We start from the raw sequence: 17,193 nt of genomic DNA, 5'->3' as shown, positions 1-17,193 counted from the left end.
TCCCGATGACCCAGCCGATCCGCATCAAGGACCACGAGAAAGACGCACGTCTGGTACGCGCGCGCGTGGTGTTTGGCGCGATCATGGTGGTGACGCTGATTGGGGTGCTGATCGCTCGTCTGTATTTCCTGCAGGTGATCCAGTACGACTATCACTCCACATTGTCGGAAAACAACCGGGTGCACGTGCAACCGATTCCACCGACCCGTGGCCTGATCTTCGACCGCAATGGCGTGGTGGTAGCGGATAACCGGCCCAGCTTCAGCCTGAGCATGACCCGCGAGCGTTCCGGCGATTGGCAGCAGGTCCTCGACGTTATCGTCGAAGTACTGCAACTGACCCCGGAAGACCGGGTGATCTTTGAGAAGCGCATGAAGCAGGGGCGTCGGCCGTTCGAGCCGGTGCCGATCCTGTTCGAGCTGACCGAAGAGCAGATTGCGCGCATCGCGGTGAACCAGTTCCGCCTGCCGGGTGTGGAGGTGGTGGCGCAGTTGGTGCGGCATTACCCGCAAGGGCCGCACTTTGCCCACTCCGTCGGCTACATGGGGCGGATCAACGAGAAAGAGCTGAAAAGCCTCGATCCGGTCAATTACAGCGGCACCCACCATATCGGCAAGACCGGCATCGAGCGTTTCTACGAGCCCGAGCTGCACGGCCAGGTGGGCTACGAAGAAGTCGAGACCAACGCCCGCGGCCGCGTGCTGCGGGTGCTCAAGCGCACCGATCCGGTACCGGGCAAGGACATCGTGCTGAGCCTGGACATCAAGTTGCAGGAGGCGGCCGAGATGGCGCTTGGCGGCCGTCGCGGTGCGGTGGTGGCACTGGATCCGAGGACGGGCGAAGTGCTGGCCATGGTCAGCCAGCCGAGTTTCGACCCCAACCTGTTTGTGACCGGCATCAGCTTCAAGGCCTACGCCGAACTGCGTGACTCCATTGACCGTCCACTGTTCAACCGTGTGCTGCGTGGCCTGTACCCACCGGGTTCGACCATCAAGCCGGCGGTGGCGATTGCCGGCCTGGATGCGGGTGTGGTGACAGCGTCGAGCCGCGTGTTCGACCCCGGCTACTACATGCTGCCCAACTACGATCACAAATACCGTAACTGGAACCGCACCGGTGACGGCTATGTCGATTTGGATACCGCGATCATGCGCTCCAACGACACCTATTTCTACGACCTGGCCCATAAGCTGGGGATCGACCGCTTGTCCGCCTACATGGGCAAGTTCGGCCTGGGTCAGAAAGTCTCCCTGGACATGTTTGAAGAGTCCCCCGGCCTGATGCCGTCGCGGGAATGGAAGCGCGCGACCCGCCGCCAGGCGTGGTTCCCTGGCGAAACCTTGATCCTCGGTATCGGCCAGGGCTATATGCAGGCCACGCCTTTGCAGTTGGCCCAAGCCACCGCGCTGGTGGCCAACAAAGGCATCTGGAACCGTCCGCACCTGGCCAAGACCATCGAAGGCGAGAAGCCGGTGGATGAAAACCCGATCCCGGATATTGTGCTGCGCGACCCGTCCGACTGGACCAAGGTCAACCACGGCATGCAGCAAGTGATGCACGGCGCCCGGGGGACCGCACGCAAGGCGGCCCTCGGTGCGCAATACCGCATTGCCGGCAAGAGCGGTACCGCCCAGGTCGTGGCAATCAAGCAGGGTGAGAAATATGACCGCTCCAAGGTCCAGGAGCGCCACCGCGACCACGCCTTGTTTGTGGGTTTCGCCCCGGCTGACGACCCGAAGATCGTGGTGGCGGTGATGGTCGAGAACGGTGAGTCCGGCTCCGGTGTCGCCGCGCCTGTGGTGCGGCAGATCATGGATGCCTGGTTACTGGCCGACGACGGCAAGCTCAAGCCGGAATATGGCGGCCCCCCTTCAAGCACCGAGGTTACGGCCAGTGAAGAGTAATTTTGATCGCATCCTCTCCAGCGAGGATGTGATGCGTCGTCGCGCGACGTTGCTGCAACGCATGCACATTGATGGCCCGCTGTTGATTCTGCTGCTGACCCTGGCCGCCGGCAGCCTGTTCGTGCTGTATTCGGCCAGTGGCAAGAACTGGGACCTGCTGATCAAGCAGGCATCCTCGTTCGGCCTGGGCCTGTTGTCGATGGTGGTGATCGCCCAGCTTGAGCCGCGTTTCATGGCGCGCTGGGTGCCGCTGGGCTACGTCGCTGGCGTATTGCTGCTGGTGGTGGTGGACGTGATGGGCCACAACGCCATGGGCGCGACCCGCTGGATCAACATTCCGGGGGTGATTCGCTTCCAGCCGTCGGAATTCATGAAGATCCTGATGCCGGCGACTATCGCCTGGTACCTGTCCAAGCGCACCTTGCCGCCGCAGCTCAAGCACGTGGGGATCAGCCTGATCCTGATCGGCGTGCCGTTTGTCCTGATCGTGCGCCAGCCGGACCTCGGCACATCGCTGCTGATCCTGGCCGGCGGTGCGTTCGTGCTGTTTATGGGGGGGTTGCGCTGGCGCTGGATCCTCAGCGTGCTGGCGGCTGCCATCCCGGTGGCGGTGGCCATGTGGTTCTTCTTTATGCACGACTACCAGAAGCAGCGGATCCTGACCTTCCTCGACCCCGAGAGCGACCCGCTGGGCACCGGCTGGAACATTATCCAGTCGAAAGCCGCCATCGGTTCCGGTGGCGTATTTGGCAAGGGTTGGCTGCTGGGCACGCAGTCGCACCTGGACTTTTTGCCTGAGAGCCACACCGACTTCATTATTGCGGTGATGGGCGAGGAGTTCGGCCTGGTCGGCATTTGCGCCCTGTTGCTGATCTACCTGTTGCTGATTGGTCGCGGCCTGGTGATTACCGCCCAGGCGCAGACGCTGTTCGGCAAATTGCTTGCCGGCAGCCTGACCATGACTTTTTTTGTTTACGTTTTCGTCAACATCGGTATGGTCAGTGGCCTGCTGCCGGTGGTTGGGGTGCCATTGCCGTTTATTAGCTACGGCGGAACTTCGCTGGTGACATTGCTGTCAGCGTTTGGGGTTTTGATGTCGATTCATACGCATCGCAAGTGGATCGCTCAGGTTTGAATAAGGTGAAGATGTCAATGCAAGTAATGCGCGGCTGGGCGACTCGGCATGCGTCCTGGATGAGCCTGATTGGGCTGCTGGGGGCAACGCAAGAGGCGCAGGCCGGTGACTACGATGGTTCACCCCAGGTCGCCGAATTTGTCGGTGAAATGACCCGCGACTACGGTTTTTCCGGTGAACAGCTGATGGGCGTGTTCCGCGAAGCCCAGCGCAAGCAGGCGATCCTCGACGCCATCTCCCGCCCCGCCGAACGCGTGAAGCAATGGAAGGACTATCGCCCGATGTTCCTCACCGACGCCCGCGTGGCCCGCGGCGTGGACTTCTGGCGCCAGCATGAGGCCGTGCTGGCCCGCGCCGAGCAGGAATATGGCGTGCCGGCCCAGGTCATCGTGGCGATCATCGGCATTGAAACCTTCTACGGGCGCAATACTGGCAGCTACCGGGTGATCGACGCCTTGTCGACCCTGGGCTTCGATTACCCGCCCCGCGCCGAGTTCTTCCGCAAGGAACTGCGCGAATTCCTGCTGCTGGCCCGCGAAGAGCAAGTCGACCCGCTGACCCTCAAGGGGTCCTACGCCGGGGCCATGGGCCTGCCGCAATTCATGCCGAGCAGCTTCCGCGCCTACGCAGTGGATTTCGACGGCGACGGGCATATCAATATCTGGAGCAACCCGGACGACGCCATTGGCAGCGTGGCCAGCTACTTCAAGCGCCATGGCTGGGTCGGGGGCGAACCCGTGGTGGTTCGCGCCGAGGTCAGCGGGGAGCGGGCCGATGAAGGCTTGACCCAGGGTATCGAACCGGTCAAGACCGTCGGGGAGTTGCGGGCGCTGGGCTGGTCGAGTCAGAATGCGCCACGTGATGACATGCCGGTGACGGCCTTCCGCCTGGAAGGCGAAAACGGCCCGGAATACTGGATGGGCCTGAAGAATTTCTACGCAATCACGCGTTATAACCGCAGTGTGATGTACGCCATGGCCGTACATCAGCTGTCAGACATGCTGGTCCAAGCACGGGGCAACAAGTAATGCGGGCATCGCTGTTCAATAAACCGCTCAAGCTGGTGGCGTTCACCGCGTTGTCCTTGCTGGTTGTCAGTTGCTCCACCAGTCGCGGTCCGGCGCAGAAGTCGGGCGGCAGCGCGATTCGTTCCCAGCCGGGCCTGGACATCAACCGCGCGCACAAAGATGGCGCGCCGTGGTGGGATGTCGACGTGTCGAAAATCCCGGATGCCACGCCCACCCTGCATACCGGCGCCTACAAGGCCAACCCGTATACCGTGCTGGGCAAGACCTACTTCCCGCTGCAGGACTCCAAGACCTACGTGCAGTCGGGCACGGCGTCGTGGTACGGCACCAAGTTCCACGGCCAGAACACCGCCAACGGCGAAGTGTATGACCTGTATGGCATGAGCGCGGCCCACAAGACGCTGCCGCTGCCCAGCTATGTACGCGTGACCAACCTGGACAACAACCGTACGGTGATCCTGCGGGTCAACGATCGTGGACCGTTCTATTCAGACCGGATCATCGACTTGTCCTACGCTGCCGCGAAGAAACTCGGCTATGCCGAAACCGGCACCGCGCGGGTCAAGGTCGAAGGCATCGACCCGGCGCAGTACTGGGCCCAGCGTGGCAAGCCCGCACCGTTGATGCTCAATGAGCCGCAGACGCCGCAACCGCAGGTGACCGCTTCGGCCGGCAAGATCGAGCAGTGGACGCCACCACCGGCACAGCACGCCCCAGATACTGTCGTCGTGCCGCATGCCGCGCCGGGGGCTTCTACCGCCGGCGGCCAATACCTGCAAGTGGGCGCTTTCGCCAACCCGGACGCGGCAGAACTGTTAAGGTCCAAGTTGAGCAGCATGGTCAACGCGCCGGTGTTCATCAGCTCCATCGTGCGTAACCAGCAAACGCTGCACCGCGTGCGCATGGGCCCGATCGGTTCGCCGAGCGAGGTTGCGCAAGTGCAGAACAGCGTGCGCCTGGCCAACCTGGGGCAACCCAGTGTGGTCACCGCCGAATAAGTACCAAAAGATAGATGGTTCGGGCCCGTGCGCGGGTCCGAACCCTGGTTGTTGGCTCGTTGAACAATAAAACCCAGGGGCAAGGGGTGAGCGGGCAACCGAACACGTGACAGTCTGGCAACGGGCTGTCTGAATGAGTTTTGCCCGCGAGGGCAAGTTTCCATAAGTAATTTCGAGAGACGGATGAACATCACCACCTTAGCCAAACGCACGTGCCTGCTTATCTCGCTGATCATCACCCCGGCCGCCTGGGCGGTTGAAATGGTGCCGGCTTCACCGCAACTGGCCGCCAAGGCCTGGGTCCTCATGGATGCCGCCAGCGGCAACGTGCTGGTCGAGAACAACGGTGACCAGCGCCTGCCGCCGGCCAGCCTGACCAAACTGATGACTGCCTACATCGCGACCCTGGAAATCCGTCGCGGCCAGATCGGCGAGAACGACCCGGTGACCGTCAGCGAAAACGCCTGGCGTACCGGCGGTTCGCGCATGTTCATCAAGGTTGGCTCCCAAGTAACGGTGAGCGACCTGCTGCACGGCATCATCATCCAGTCCGGTAACGACGCCAGCGTCGCCCTGGCCGAGCACATCGCCGGCAGCGAAGACGCGTTCGCCGACATGATGAACAAAACCGTGGCCGACCTGGGCATGACCAATAGCCACTTCATGAACCCGACCGGTCTGCCGAACCCTGAGCACTACTCGTCGGCACATGACATGGCGATCCTGGCGCGCGCGATCATTCGTGTCGACCCGGTGCACTACGCGATCTACTCCCAGAAGGAATTCTTCTGGAACAACATCAAGCAGCCTAACCGCAACCTGCTGCTGTGGCGCGACAAGACTGTCGACGGTCTGAAGACCGGCCACACTGAAGAAGCCGGCTACTGCATGGTGTCGTCCGCCGTGCGTGACGGCCAGCGCCTGATCGCCGTGGTCTTCGGCACCAACAGCGAGCAGGCGCGTGCCGCCGAGACGCAAAAACTGCTGACCTACGGCTTCCGCTTCTTCGAAACCCAGACCTTCTACCAGAAGGGTGCTGAACTGGCGACCGCGCCGGTTTGGAAAGGCGCGACCTCGCAAGTCAAGGCTGGCCTGGCTGAAGACCTGACCCTGACCATGCCTAAAGGCCAGCTGAAAAAGCTCGCTGCCAGCATGACCATGAACCCGCATCTGGTTGCACCAATCGCCAAGGGTGATGTGATCGGTAAAGTCGAAGTGAAGCTGGACGACAAGGTGGTGCACAGCGCCGACCTGATCGCCCTGGACGCCGTCGACGAAGGTGGTATCTTCCGCCGCGTGTGGGATAGCATCCGTCTGTTCTTCTACAGCTTGTTCAACTGATAAGTGTGCACCTGCAAAGCCCCGTGTTGATCCGACACGGGGCTTTGCCCGTCGCCACGGCTTACGCTTACGAGGCCGTTACGCCATGACCGATAAAGAAGTAAAGGCGCCAAAGATCGAATTCCCAAACGTGGATTATCCCGTCAAGGTGATCAGCGATACCGGTGTAGGCAACAAAGACACGATTCTTCAGATCGTGCGTAAACACGCGACGATCAATGACAACCGGGTGGACGAGCGTTTGAGCTCCAACGGTAAATACACCACGATCCAGCTGCACATCGTTGCGACCGGTCAAGACCAGCTCTACGACATCAACAGCGAACTGCGGGCCACCGGCTTCGTGCACATGGTGCTGTGATGCCACAGGTCCTGGGCTTTCGCGAGCTCGGCCGGATGGACTACGAGCCCGTCTGGCACGCCATGCAGCGGTTCACGAATGAGCGCGGCACTTCGGCGCCCGATGAAATCTGGCTGGTGGAGCACCCGCCGGTGTTCACCCAGGGCCAGGCCGGCAAGGCCGAACATCTGCTGCTGCCGGGGGATATTCCGGTGGTGCAGGTCGACCGAGGGGGGCAAGTGACTTACCATGGGCCCGGTCAACTGGTGGCTTACCTGCTGCTGGACGTGCGCAAGCTGGGTTTTGGCGTGCGCGACCTGGTAAGCCGCATGGAGGCTTGCCTGATCGAGCTGTTGGCCAGTTATGGCGTGAGCGCCGCGGCCAAGCCCGATGCACCCGGTGTGTATGTGGACGGCGCGAAAATCGCGTCCCTCGGTTTGCGGATTCGCCACGGTTGTTCCTTTCATGGCCTGGCCCTGAACGTGGACATGGACCTGGCACCGTTCCGGCGCATCAACCCGTGCGGTTATGCCGGGCTGGCGATGACCCAACTGAGCGACCACGCCACACCGATTAAATTTGCCGAGGTAAGTGCCCGGCTGCGTGCGCAGCTCGTCAAACACCTCGACTATGCTGAGCAGACGACCCTCACGGGCGGAATCGACTGATTATGACTACTGATGCAGTGCAAACCATGATCCCGACGCTGGACGTTACCGAGCGTCCGGCCCCGGCCCCGCGTGCCAAGGTGGAAGCCGGCGTCAAGCTGCGCGGCGCCGAAAAGGTTGCACGCATCCCGGTCAAGATCATCCCGACGACCGAACTGCCGAAAAAGCCTGACTGGATTCGCGTGCGTATTCCGGTCTCGCCGGAAGTCGACCGGATCAAGGCCCTGCTGCGCAAGCACAAGCTGCACAGCGTGTGCGAAGAAGCATCGTGCCCGAACCTGGGCGAGTGCTTCTCCGGCGGCACCGCCACCTTCATGATCATGGGTGACATCTGCACCCGTCGTTGCCCGTTCTGCGACGTCGGCCACGGCCGGCCGAAGCCACTGGACGTCAACGAACCGGAAAGCCTGGCCATCGCCATCGCCGACCTGAAACTCAAGTACGTGGTGATCACCTCGGTAGACCGTGACGACCTGCGCGACGGCGGCGCCCAGCATTTCGCCGACTGCATCCGCGAAATCCGCAAGCTGTCACCGAACGTGATGCTCGAAACCCTGGTCCCGGACTACCGTGGCCGTATGGACGTGGCGCTGGAAATCACCGCCGCCGAGCCGCCAGATGTGTTCAACCACAACCTGGAAACCGTGCCGCGCCTGTACAAGGCCGCGCGCCCGGGTTCGGACTACCAGTGGTCGCTGACCCTGCTGCAGAAGTTCAAGCAGATGATGCCGCATATTCCGACCAAATCCGGCTTGATGCTGGGCCTGGGCGAAACCGACGAAGAAGTGATCGAAGTCATGAAGCGCATGCGCGAACACGACATCGACATGCTGACCCTGGGCCAGTACCTGCAACCGTCCCGCAGCCACTTGCCGGTACAGCGCTTCGTACACCCGGACACCTTCGCCTGGTTCGCCGAGGAAGGCTACAAGATGGGCTTCAAGAACGTCGCGTCGGGCCCGCTGGTACGTTCCTCGTACCACGCCGATGAGCAAGCCAAGCTGGTCAAGGCTAGCCTGGTTTCCTGATAGGGGTTGAGATCCAGTGTGGGAGGGGGCTTGCCCCCGATTGCGGTATGTCAGTCACTCCATGTGCTGGCTGATCCACCGCTTTCGGGGGCAAGCCCCCTCCCACATTTCGTTCCGCGTTAGTTAGGGAGAGTTGTGTATGACTGCAGCCGTTCCAGCCCTTCGCTCTGAAGGCACCATCGCCCTGATCGCTCCCGCCGGCCCTGCCGTGCTGGACGTTGAAAAGGCTGGCCAATGGATGCGCACGCGCGGCTACGATCTGCGAATTTCCCCCGGTGTCTATGAACGCGACGGCTACCTCGCCGGCAGTGATGCAGTACGTCTGCGTGACCTGCACGCCGCTTTTGCCGATCCGGAAATCGACGCTATCTTCTGTTTGCGTGGTGGTTACGGCACACCGCGACTGCTCGACGCGCTGGACTTCGACCTGCTGCGCGCCAACCCCAAACCCTTTGTGGGCTACAGCGACATCACCGCTTTGCACCTTGCGATCAGCCGCTATGCGGGCTTTGTGACCTTCCACGGCCCGATGCTGAATGCCGACTTGCTTGGCGGCAAGCAGCCCCCCACCGAGTCATCACTGTTCAACCTGCTGCGGGGCCAGCTGGGCGCAGGCAGTGTGTTGGTGCACCCGGTGGCCTACCCGTTGACTACGATCGAGCCTGGTATCGCCTGTGGGCGCTTATTGGGGGGCAACCTGTCAATGATCGCGGCGGTGATGGGTACGCCCTACGAAATCGATGCCGAGGGCATCATCCTGTTTATCGAAGACGTCAACGAGCCGATCTACCGCATCGACCGTCTGCTGACGCACCTGCGTCTGGCGGGCAAGTTGGCTCAGGTCGCCGGTGTGCTGGTAGGGGATGTGGCGGGGGTGGATAACGTTGCGCTGGAGCGCCTGCTGAAGCAGACGTTCGAGCCGTTGTGCATACCGGTGCTGGCCGGCTGGCGCAGCGGGCATTGCGATCCGAACCTGACGCTGCCGATGGGCGCGTTGGTGCGGTTGGATGCGGGGGAGCAGCGGGTGGTGTTGGAGCAGGATGTGGTTGTCCGGCCCTGAATCTATTGGCGTTTGCTAAACCGCTATCGAGGGCTTGCCCCCGATAGTGGTCGTCGCCATAAGCAGATCTAACGGTTCTGCAACGACTCCAGCAACTTCACGGTCGGATACCCATCCGCTGGCCAGCCCAACGATTGCTGCGCCGCCCGAATCGCCTTGCGCGTGTTCGCGCCGATAATTCCGTCCGGGTTGCCCGCGTCATAACCATTGGCGCTCAACGCCGTCTGCAGGTCGATGCGCTGTGAACGGCTCAGCGGCAGCTCATCCTTCGGCCAATCCCCACGGATCACACCGCCTCCACCAAACCGTTCCGACAGCAGGCCCACGGCCAGCGCGTAGGACGATGAGTTGTTGTACTTGAGGATCGCGCGGAAATTATCCAGCACCAGGAACGCCGGGCCACGGTAGCCGGCTGGCAGCAGCAGCGCGGCGGACAGTTGCCCAACGTTGGCCGGCATGCTGGCCCCCGGTGGCAACTGGATACCCAGTTTCAGCCATTCGGCCACGGTCTTGCGTATACCGCCGTCGGCCAGGGCGTAATCGAAGTTCGCTGGCAGTTGTTGCACCTCGAAGCCCCACGGTTGGCCTTTCTGCCAGCCGGAGCTTTGCAGGTAGTGAGCGGTGGAGGCGAGGGCGTCGGCCGGGCTGTTCCAGATATCGCGGCGACCGTCGCCATCGAAGTCCACTGCGTGGGTATTGTAGGTGGTCGGGATAAATTGGGTCTGGCCCATGGCGCCGGCCCAGGAGCCTTTCATCTGGTCGGCCTGGATATCGCCATGCTGGATGATCTGCAGTGCGGCGAGCAATTGCGCCTGGGCAAAGGCCGGGCGACGGCCTTCGTAGGCCAGGGTCGCCAAGGAGCGGATCACCGAGTTATTGCCTTGGAACTGGCCGAAGTTGCTTTCCATGCCCCAGACCGAGACCAGTGCCTGGCGGTCGACGCCATACCGTTGCTCGATGCTTTGCAGGATATCGGCGTACTTGATCAGCATTGACTGGCCGTTACGCACGCGCACCGGTGACAGGGCGCCATCGAGGTATTCCCACACCGGGCGGGAAAACTCCGGCTGGCTGCGGTCAGCGCGGATCACCGCCATGTCAGGGGTAACACCGGCAAATGCATTATCGAAGACGGCGGGTGTAATCCCGGCCTTCAAGGCTTGCTCGCGGAAACCGGCCTGCCATTCGGCAAAGGTCTGGGTGGGCTGGATGTCGAGATTGTCCACGGCCAGCGGGGCCACGACAGCGGGCGCTGCGACGGGGGCGGTCTGCAATGTCGGCAGGGGTTGAGCGTCCGCGGCGGTGGGCTTTTCCGCGCAGGCGACGAGCAGTATGAGGCTGGAGGCAGCGATCAATTGGCGAAGGTGCCAACGACGGGAAAGACTAGAGGGCATGCACAGGTCCAGGGATTACAAATCAGGTGCAGACCTTATCATGCCGGAGGGGCGCTTGCCTTCAGGCAGCCAGAAAGTAAGAAGCCTCCCAGCTATTAGACTGGAAGGCTTCGCGGCGGTAGCTGCCTTTGCCCTTGCCGGCGCGTTCCTGACGGCTGCGGAACAGTGGCTGGGCGATGATGGATTTGGCCTTGTTGGGGCCATGCTTGGATGGCTTTTTGCTCATGGTCGATGCTCTCTTCAGGTGGGATGCAGCGGTGCAAATCATCTGCCGAAGCCAGGCTGCTGTAAAGCCCATGAATTGTAAACGCAGTCAAAAATGTGGGAAGGGCGGTGCGATGATTCGACTTGCTCCCGATCATGGTGGATCAGCTAAAGATGCAGTGGCTGACACGCCGCTATCGGGGGCAAGCCCCCTCCCACATTGGTTTTTCGGTGTTTTTAAGGGGGGGCTATTCGGCGGGGAGTGTCAGGCGCTGTCCGGACATCAACAGCGACAAACGACTCAGGCTCATCCACGGCGAACCGGCAGCCTGGCCCTTGATCTGCGCATCGATGCGCTGCGCTTCCAGCAGCAATTGCGCCCAGCGTTGCGCCGAGTGCCGTTGCAGGGCTTTGCTCATCAAGGGCTTGCGTTTGTCCCACACGGGCGGCCGGGCCTGGCTGAAGCATTTGTCGAGCGGCGTGCCCTGGCTGTATTGCAGCGCGATATTGGCCAGCACCCGCAGTTCCCGGGCCAGGGCCCAGAGGATCACCGGCGGTTCCACGCCTTCACCGCGTAACCCTTCGAGCATGCGCAGGGCGTGGGCCGGTTCGCCATTGAGGATCGCGTCCACCAGCCCGAACACGTCAAACCGCGCACTGTCGGCTACCGCGCCTTGCACGGTCTCGACGGTGATCTGCCCGTCTTCAGCCATCAGCTTGAGCTTTTCGATCTCCTGGGCGGCGGCAAGCAAGTTGCCTTCGACCCGGGCGGCGATCAGCTCGACCGCATCTTGCGTCGCCGATAGCCCCGACTGTGACAGGCGCTGACGAATCCATTGCGGCAACTGGCTGCTATCCACCGGCCAGATCTGGATGAACTGGGTCTGCGCCCCTTCCACCAGCGCCTTGCCCCACTTGGTTTTCTGCGCACTGCCGTCGAGCTTGGGCAGGCTGATCAGCAGCACTGTGTCTTCGGCAGGTCGTGAACAGTACTCGATGAAGGCGGCTGCGCCTTTGTCTCCGGGCTTGCCCGACGGCAAGCGCAGCTCCAGCAGGCGCTTTTCCGCAAACAGCGACATGCTGGCGCCGGCTTGCAGCAGCGTTCCCCAGTCGAAACTGGCGTCGGCGCTGAACACCTGTCGCTCATCGAAGCCGTGCTGGCGTGCGGCAGTGCGGATGGCGTCCGCCGCTTCCTGGCAAAGCAGCGGGTCATCGCCGCTGACGATGTATACAGGCGCGAGGCCACCTTGCAGGTGTTTGGCGAGTTGGGCGGGGGCGAGTTTCATAGGCTGGGCGAACGGGGCGCCTGGGGCGCCCCGTATGGCTTACTCGACAGGGACTTCAACAGGCGATTGTTTCGGCGTGTTGTTTTCGTACTCTTGCGCGGCTTTCAGGGCGTCGGCGTCAGCCTTGGCCTTGTTGTCGGCGTTTTGCTGCAAGGTGTCGAGTTGTTGTGGGGTCAGCATCTGCAGGCGCACGACCATGCGTTGCACCAATTCACGACGCATTTCCTTGCGCACCTGGATGCTTTCCGAGTCCGAACCCACCAGGTTGTTGCCGTCGTGGCTGACGATTTTCTGCACCTGGACCTTGTCACCCATCAATGGCAGGTGTTCGCGGCCCTGGATTTCGAAGTTGAGCTCACTGCTCAGTTCGATGTCCGAGGCGCGGCCGGCACTGGCGTAACTGAGGTTACGCTGGGTTTCTTTCTCGTTTATCAGGACCAGCTTATAGGGCGCGCCGGTGTAGACGTGCACACCGCTGTTTTCCAGTACCTGGCGCAACTGGGTCACAGTATTGCCGTAGGCGTCGCGGGCGCTGACGTCCAGTTCCTTGATCGCCAGTTCATTGGTGCCAGTACCGCGCAGCTGGAAGCCGCAAGCGCTCAGCAGCACGGCAAGGCCCATCACCAGCAAATTGCGTTTGATCATTTTGTTGCTCCCCTTGAAACCATGTGGGCCTTATCGAGGCCCTGGAGGTTTTGTTCGGCGCAGGGCCCAAGCCCTGCGCCCGATCCGATTTAGCTCGCGACGATATTGACCAGCTTGCCGGGCACCACGATCACTTTGCGGATCGTCAGGCCTTCGGTAAAGCGCAGCACGTTCTCATTGATGCGGGCGGCCGCTTCGACGTCTTCACGGCTGGCGCTGGCAGGCATGTCGATGTGCCCGCGCAGTTTACCGTTGACCTGGATCACCAGTTGCAACGTGTCCTGTACCAGCGCGCTGTCATCCTGCACCGGCCAGCGGGCATCGATGACCGCGTCGCTGTGGCCCAGGCGGCTCCACAGTTCGTGGCTGATGTGCGGCGTGATCGGGGCCAGCAGCAAGGTGACCGTTTCCAGGCCTTCCTGAACCAGCGCACGGTCCTGTTCGGTGGCGTGTGGTGCTTTCTCCAGCACGTTCATCAGGGTCATCACCTGGGCGATGGCGGTGTTGAACTTGTGGTGCTGGCCCACGTCCTGGCTCGCTTGCTTGATGGCCAGGTGGGTGCTGCGGCGAATGGCTTTCTGCTCATCATTCAAGCCCGCTACATCCAGCTTGCCAGGCAGGCCCTGGCTGACATGGGCATGGGCCAGGCGCCAGACGCGCTTGAGGAAACGGTGCGAACCTTCGACGCCGGAGTCGGACCATTCGGCGCTCATGTCAGGCGGCGAGGCGAACATCATGAACAGGCGGCAGGTGTCTGCGCCGAACTGGTCGATCATCGACTGTGGGTCGACGCCGTTGTTCTTCGACTTGGCCATCTTCTCGGTGCCGCCGATTTCCACCGGCAGGCCGTCGGCGATCAGCTTGGCGCTGATGACCTTGGCCTTGCTGTCGCGCTCCAGTTCGACGTCCGCCGGGTTGAACCAGGTGTAGGCGCCATTGGCCTCGCGGCGATAGTAAGTCTCGGCGACGACCATGCCCTGGGTCAGCAGGTTCTTGAACGGTTCATTGGAACTCACCAGGCCTTCGTCGCGCATCAGCTTGTGGAAGAAGCGCGCGTACAGCAGGTGGAGAATGGCGTGTTCGATACCGCCGATGTACTGATCCACCGGCAGCCAGTGGTCGGCCGCGGATTTTTCCACCAGGCCGCCTTCATAGTGCGGCGAGGCGTAGCGGGCGTAGTACCACGAGGACTCGACGAAGGTGTCCATGGTGTCGGTTTCACGCTTGGCAGGCTGGCCGCATTTCGGGCAGTTGCACTCGTAGAACTCGGGCATGCGCGCCAGCGGCGAACCGGCGCCGTCCGGCACCACGTCTTCCGGCAGGATGACCGGCAGTTGGTCTTCCGGCACCGGCACGTCGCCACAGCTTTCGCAATGGATGATCGGGATCGGGCAGCCCCAATAGCGTTGGCGGCTGATGCCCCAGTCGCGCAGGCGGAACTGGGTGCGCGAGGCGCCGAGGTTTTTCTTGATCAGTGCGACTTCGATGGCGTCGAAGGCGCCGGCGAAGTCCAGGCCGTCGAACTCGCCGGAGTTGATCAGCTCACCGTGCTCACCGTAGGCGTCTTGCCACGGGGCCGGGTTGGTATCGCCCGAGCTGGTGCGCACCACTGACTTGATCGGCAGGCTGTATTTGGTGGCGAATTCGAAATCGCGCTCGTCGTGGGCCGGCACAGCCATTACTGCGCCATCGCCGTAGTGCATCAGCACGTAGTTGGCGACCCAGACCGGCAGCTTTTCGCCGGTCAGCGGGTGCTCGACGAACAACCCGGTCGGCAGGCCCTTTTTCTCCTGGGTGGCGACGTCGGCCTCGGCCACGCTACCGCCTTTGCATTCGGCAATGAACGCCTGCAGTTCAGGGTTGTTGCGGGCAGCCTGGGTGGCCAATGGGTGCTCGGCAGCCACGGCGACGTAGGTCGCGCCCATCAGGGTGTCTGGACGGGTGGTGAAGACTTTGAGTGCGCCGGCTTCGCCGATGGAGTCGACGTTGTACGGGAACTGAACTTCCATACCCTTGGACTTGCCGATCCAGTTGCGTTGCATGGTCTTGACCTGTTCAGGCCAGCCCGGCAAATCGTCGAGGCTCGACAAGAGTTCGTCCGCGTAGGCGGTGATCTTGAAGTAGTACATCGGGATTTCGCGCTTTTCGATCAGCGCGCCGGAGCGCCAGCCGCGACCGTCGATGACCTGCTCGTTGGCCAGTACGGTCTGGTCGATCGGGTCCCAGTTCACGGTGCCGCTTTTTTTGTAGATCACGCCTTTTTCGAACAGGCGAGTGAACAGCCATTGTTCCCAGCGGTAGTAGTCCGGCTTGCAGGTGGTCACTTCGCGAGACCAGTCCACCGCCAGGCCCAGGCTGCGCAGCTGGGACTTCATGTAGGCGATGTTTTCGTAGGTCCACTTGGCGGGAGCCACGTTGTTTTTCATCGCGGCGTTTTCCGCCGGCATGCCGAAGGCGTCCCAACCCATGGGCTGCAGGACGTTCTTGCCTTGCATGCGCTGGTAGCGGGAAATCACGTCGCCGATGGTGTAGTTACGCACATGCCCCATGTGTAGCTTGCCGCTGGGGTAAGGGAACATCGATAGGCAGTAGAAAGTCTCCTTGCCTGGCTGTTCACTGACTTCAAAGGACTTTTGCTCGTCCCAGAAGGTTTGGGCGGCATTTTCTATTTCACGGGGCTGATATTGTTCGTGCATGGCTACTTTTGAACTGGATAGGGGTGGCCTAATCCTCTTCGGTGCACTGTCCGGGTTGATCGACACCAAAAAGCGGCGCGTCCGTGCCCAAACCCTGCGGGAAGTGGAGTTACAGGAAGCGCCGTAGCATACATGACCCCACTCTATCGAGGGAAACCCTGATTGCGCCACCGAGGCCGTCTGTCGCGGCACCGGGCAGGCGCAGCCATGGGGGCTACGCTGTTTATTGGGGAGTGAGTCTTATCTTCAATGAGGTGAGGGGATGGTGGAATCGCAGCGAATGTTATCTAAATCGGATGTATACCAAGGACTGATCGACCGCTTGGGTCGGGCACTGGATGCGGCAAGTACTGCGGACCGATTGCGTGATGAACGGCCTGTGGAGTTGGAACTGCGAGGCTTGAGCCGCGCAGAGTTGGAACTGATCACGGCTTACCTGGAAAGGAATGGACGCGCGGTGTCGAGCGGTGTGGCTTCCCCGCCATACAGTGAACCCCCGCGGTCGGCCAAGGTGGTGTGGCTCAAGGATGTGTTGGCTGGTCGCGGCCCGGAAAAACGTCGGGCCGTACGGTTCAAGTAATGCACCCTCCTGTTGCTGCCTGATCATCGCAACCACAGCTTTGCTCTTAAATAGTGTCGCTCAACCCCCGTTACACCTTAGGCTTCGGGCATCTATGGAGATGCCCGATGCCTATTCGTTACTTCATCAAACAACTGTTACTGCCGCCTGGCATTCTTTTGCTGTTGCTCGCGCTTGCCTGGTGGTTTCGTCGCAGCCGTCCGCGCCTGGCGGGATGCTGTTTTGCCCTGGGGCTGGGGGGCATGTGGCTGATGAGCTTGCCGGTCGTGGTGGAGTGGGGCGCGAGGGCCCTGGAGACGCAACCGCCCTTGGTTCGCGAGGACTGGTCGACCCTGGCCGAGCGCGCTGATGCCATTGTGATATTGGGTTCGGGCCGAGAGCGTGGCGATCCGGCCTGGGGTTCGGACCAGCCCACGGGAATCGGGCTTGAGCGCCAGCGCTATGCCGCGCGTTTGGCCAAGGCATCCGGGTTGCCGGTGTTGACCAGCGGTGGTTTGCACTACGGGACGCCGCCCAGCGAGGCTGAGTTGATGGCGGTGTCGATGCAAGATGACTTTGGCGTCATGGTGCGCTGGAAGGAAGAGCGCAGCCGTACCACGTGGGAAAACGCGCAGATGAGCGCCGGGATTCTGTTACCCGAGGGCATCAAGCGCGTGGTGCTGGTGACCCAGGCCTGGCATATGCCGCGTTCGGTCTGGAGCTTTGAAAAGGCCGGCTTTACCGTGGTGCCGGCGCCTGTCGGTTTCCTGGGCGTGGACAACGCCCGGCCACTGGGCGGCTGGATGCCGGAGTTCAAGTCAGTGTGGCAGAACGGGCAGTTGCTCAACGAGGCGGTGGGGCAGGTGGGGTATCGGTTGTTCTATCGATAGCACCGCAAATCAAAATG

At 61.8% G+C, this 17,193-nt stretch carries 16 protein-coding genes; 11 read left to right on the top strand and 5 right to left on the bottom strand.

Annotation, left to right across the window (positions count from 1 at the left end; translation table 11 throughout):
• Positions 1 to 5: 5 nt before the first annotated feature.
• From mrdA to P2T68_RS32215, 9 genes are all read left to right on the top strand, one after another.
• Complete coding sequence (mrdA, locus tag P2T68_RS32255) at positions 6 to 1,904, top strand: penicillin-binding protein 2 (protein ID WP_024077579.1); 1,899 nt, start codon at positions 6 to 8, stop codon at positions 1,902 to 1,904.
• Positions 1,905 to 1,935: 31 nt separating this feature from the next.
• Positions 1,936 to 3,039: a rod shape-determining protein RodA gene (gene rodA, locus P2T68_RS32250; protein WP_051448934.1), complete on the top strand. Its 1,104-nt coding sequence runs from the start codon at positions 1,936 to 1,938 to the stop codon at positions 3,037 to 3,039.
• Between the two features lie 17 nt (positions 3,040 to 3,056).
• On the top strand, positions 3,057 to 4,067 hold the full coding sequence (gene mltB, locus P2T68_RS32245) for a lytic murein transglycosylase B (RefSeq protein ID WP_277378783.1): 1,011 nt from the start codon (positions 3,057 to 3,059) through the stop codon (positions 4,065 to 4,067).
• Positions 4,067 to 5,065 carry a septal ring lytic transglycosylase RlpA family protein gene (locus P2T68_RS32240; protein ID WP_024077576.1) on the top strand — a complete coding sequence of 333 codons (999 nt, stop codon included), beginning with the start codon at positions 4,067 to 4,069 and terminating at the stop codon, positions 5,063 to 5,065. The genes mltB and P2T68_RS32240 overlap by 1 nt, the downstream gene beginning before the upstream one ends.
• Positions 5,066 to 5,248: 183 nt before the next feature.
• Entirely contained in the window at positions 5,249 to 6,406 is a 1,158-nt protein-coding gene (locus P2T68_RS32235) for a D-alanyl-D-alanine carboxypeptidase family protein (RefSeq protein ID WP_010562459.1), read from the top strand.
• Positions 6,407 to 6,491: 85 nt separating this feature from the next.
• Positions 6,492 to 6,767: a DUF493 domain-containing protein gene (locus P2T68_RS32230; protein WP_024077575.1), complete on the top strand. Its 276-nt coding sequence runs from the start codon at positions 6,492 to 6,494 to the stop codon at positions 6,765 to 6,767.
• Positions 6,767 to 7,414: a lipoyl(octanoyl) transferase LipB gene (gene lipB / locus P2T68_RS32225; RefSeq protein ID WP_024077574.1), complete on the top strand. Its 648-nt coding sequence runs from the start codon at positions 6,767 to 6,769 to the stop codon at positions 7,412 to 7,414. The genes P2T68_RS32230 and lipB overlap by 1 nt, the downstream gene beginning before the upstream one ends.
• Before the next feature lie 26 nt (positions 7,415 to 7,440).
• Entirely contained in the window at positions 7,441 to 8,442 is a 1,002-nt protein-coding gene (lipA, locus tag P2T68_RS32220) for a lipoyl synthase (protein WP_162163623.1), read from the top strand.
• 139 nt (positions 8,443 to 8,581) lie between these two features.
• Positions 8,582 to 9,502 (top strand): LD-carboxypeptidase, encoded by a 921-nt coding sequence (locus tag P2T68_RS32215; protein WP_069077078.1) that lies wholly within the window; start codon positions 8,582 to 8,584, stop codon positions 9,500 to 9,502.
• A gap of 68 nt (positions 9,503 to 9,570) precedes the next feature.
• Here P2T68_RS32215 and P2T68_RS32210 read toward each other — a convergent pair whose 3' ends face one another.
• From P2T68_RS32210 to leuS, 5 genes are all read right to left on the bottom strand, one after another.
• Entirely contained in the window at positions 9,571 to 10,896 is a 1,326-nt protein-coding gene (locus tag P2T68_RS32210; RefSeq protein WP_024077571.1) for a lytic murein transglycosylase, read from the bottom strand.
• 61 nt (positions 10,897 to 10,957) lie between these two features.
• Positions 10,958 to 11,122 carry an alternative ribosome rescue factor ArfA gene (arfA, locus tag P2T68_RS32205; protein WP_003176285.1) on the bottom strand — a complete coding sequence of 55 codons (165 nt, stop codon included), beginning with the start codon at positions 11,120 to 11,122 and terminating at the stop codon, positions 10,958 to 10,960.
• Between the two features lie 226 nt (positions 11,123 to 11,348).
• Positions 11,349 to 12,386, bottom strand: coding sequence for a DNA polymerase III subunit delta (gene holA / locus P2T68_RS32200; RefSeq protein WP_024077570.1), 1,038 nt, complete (start codon positions 12,384 to 12,386; stop codon positions 11,349 to 11,351).
• Between the two features lie 39 nt (positions 12,387 to 12,425).
• Positions 12,426 to 13,031, bottom strand: a complete 606-nt coding sequence (gene lptE / locus P2T68_RS32195; protein WP_024077569.1) for an LPS assembly lipoprotein LptE — start codon at positions 13,029 to 13,031, stop codon at positions 12,426 to 12,428.
• 89 nt (positions 13,032 to 13,120) lie between these two features.
• On the bottom strand, positions 13,121 to 15,727 hold the full coding sequence (leuS, locus tag P2T68_RS32190) for a leucine--tRNA ligase (protein WP_024077568.1): 2,607 nt from the start codon (positions 15,725 to 15,727) through the stop codon (positions 13,121 to 13,123).
• Between the two features lie 262 nt (positions 15,728 to 15,989).
• Between leuS and P2T68_RS32185 the strand changes: the two genes are divergently transcribed.
• On the top strand, positions 15,990 to 16,307 hold the full coding sequence (locus P2T68_RS32185) for a hypothetical protein (protein WP_024077566.1): 318 nt from the start codon (positions 15,990 to 15,992) through the stop codon (positions 16,305 to 16,307).
• A gap of 107 nt (positions 16,308 to 16,414) precedes the next feature.
• Entirely contained in the window at positions 16,415 to 17,176 is a 762-nt protein-coding gene (locus P2T68_RS32180) for a YdcF family protein (RefSeq protein ID WP_277378782.1), read from the top strand.
• Positions 17,177 to 17,193: the final 17 nt, after the last annotated feature.

It is taken from the genome of Pseudomonas sp. G11 (assembly GCF_029457515.1).
Classification (GTDB): Bacteria; Pseudomonadota; Gammaproteobacteria; order Pseudomonadales; family Pseudomonadaceae; genus Aquipseudomonas; species Aquipseudomonas gorinensis.
The sequence above is the reverse complement of the archived record's forward strand: the minus strand, read 5'-3'. Positions and strand labels throughout refer to the sequence as shown.

What these genes read in the sequence shown, in the direction of transcription:
- P2T68_RS32180 (WP_277378782.1), top strand. Translation starts at nt 16,415, where the DNA reads ATGCCTATTCGTTACTTCATCAAACAACTGTTACTGCCGCCTGGCATT.
- leuS (WP_024077568.1), bottom strand. Translation starts at nt 15,727, where the DNA reads ATGCACGAACAATATCAGCCCCGTGAAATAGAAAATGCCGCCCAAACC.
- P2T68_RS32240 (WP_024077576.1), top strand. Translation starts at nt 4,067, where the DNA reads ATGCGGGCATCGCTGTTCAATAAACCGCTCAAGCTGGTGGCGTTCACC.
- P2T68_RS32235 (WP_010562459.1), top strand. Translation starts at nt 5,249, where the DNA reads ATGAACATCACCACCTTAGCCAAACGCACGTGCCTGCTTATCTCGCTG.
- P2T68_RS32230 (WP_024077575.1), top strand. Translation starts at nt 6,492, where the DNA reads ATGACCGATAAAGAAGTAAAGGCGCCAAAGATCGAATTCCCAAACGTG.
- arfA (WP_003176285.1), bottom strand. Translation starts at nt 11,122, where the DNA reads ATGAGCAAAAAGCCATCCAAGCATGGCCCCAACAAGGCCAAATCCATC.
- lipB (WP_024077574.1), top strand. Translation starts at nt 6,767, where the DNA reads ATGCCACAGGTCCTGGGCTTTCGCGAGCTCGGCCGGATGGACTACGAG.
- lipA (WP_162163623.1), top strand. Translation starts at nt 7,441, where the DNA reads ATGATCCCGACGCTGGACGTTACCGAGCGTCCGGCCCCGGCCCCGCGT.
- P2T68_RS32215 (WP_069077078.1), top strand. Translation starts at nt 8,582, where the DNA reads ATGACTGCAGCCGTTCCAGCCCTTCGCTCTGAAGGCACCATCGCCCTG.
- mrdA (WP_024077579.1), top strand. Translation starts at nt 6, where the DNA reads ATGACCCAGCCGATCCGCATCAAGGACCACGAGAAAGACGCACGTCTG.
- P2T68_RS32210 (WP_024077571.1), bottom strand. Translation starts at nt 10,896, where the DNA reads ATGCCCTCTAGTCTTTCCCGTCGTTGGCACCTTCGCCAATTGATCGCT.
- lptE (WP_024077569.1), bottom strand. Translation starts at nt 13,031, where the DNA reads ATGATCAAACGCAATTTGCTGGTGATGGGCCTTGCCGTGCTGCTGAGC.
- mltB (WP_277378783.1), top strand. Translation starts at nt 3,057, where the DNA reads ATGCAAGTAATGCGCGGCTGGGCGACTCGGCATGCGTCCTGGATGAGC.
- P2T68_RS32185 (WP_024077566.1), top strand. Translation starts at nt 15,990, where the DNA reads ATGGTGGAATCGCAGCGAATGTTATCTAAATCGGATGTATACCAAGGA.
- holA (WP_024077570.1), bottom strand. Translation starts at nt 12,386, where the DNA reads ATGAAACTCGCCCCCGCCCAACTCGCCAAACACCTGCAAGGTGGCCTC.
- rodA (WP_051448934.1), top strand. Translation starts at nt 1,936, where the DNA reads ATGCGTCGTCGCGCGACGTTGCTGCAACGCATGCACATTGATGGCCCG.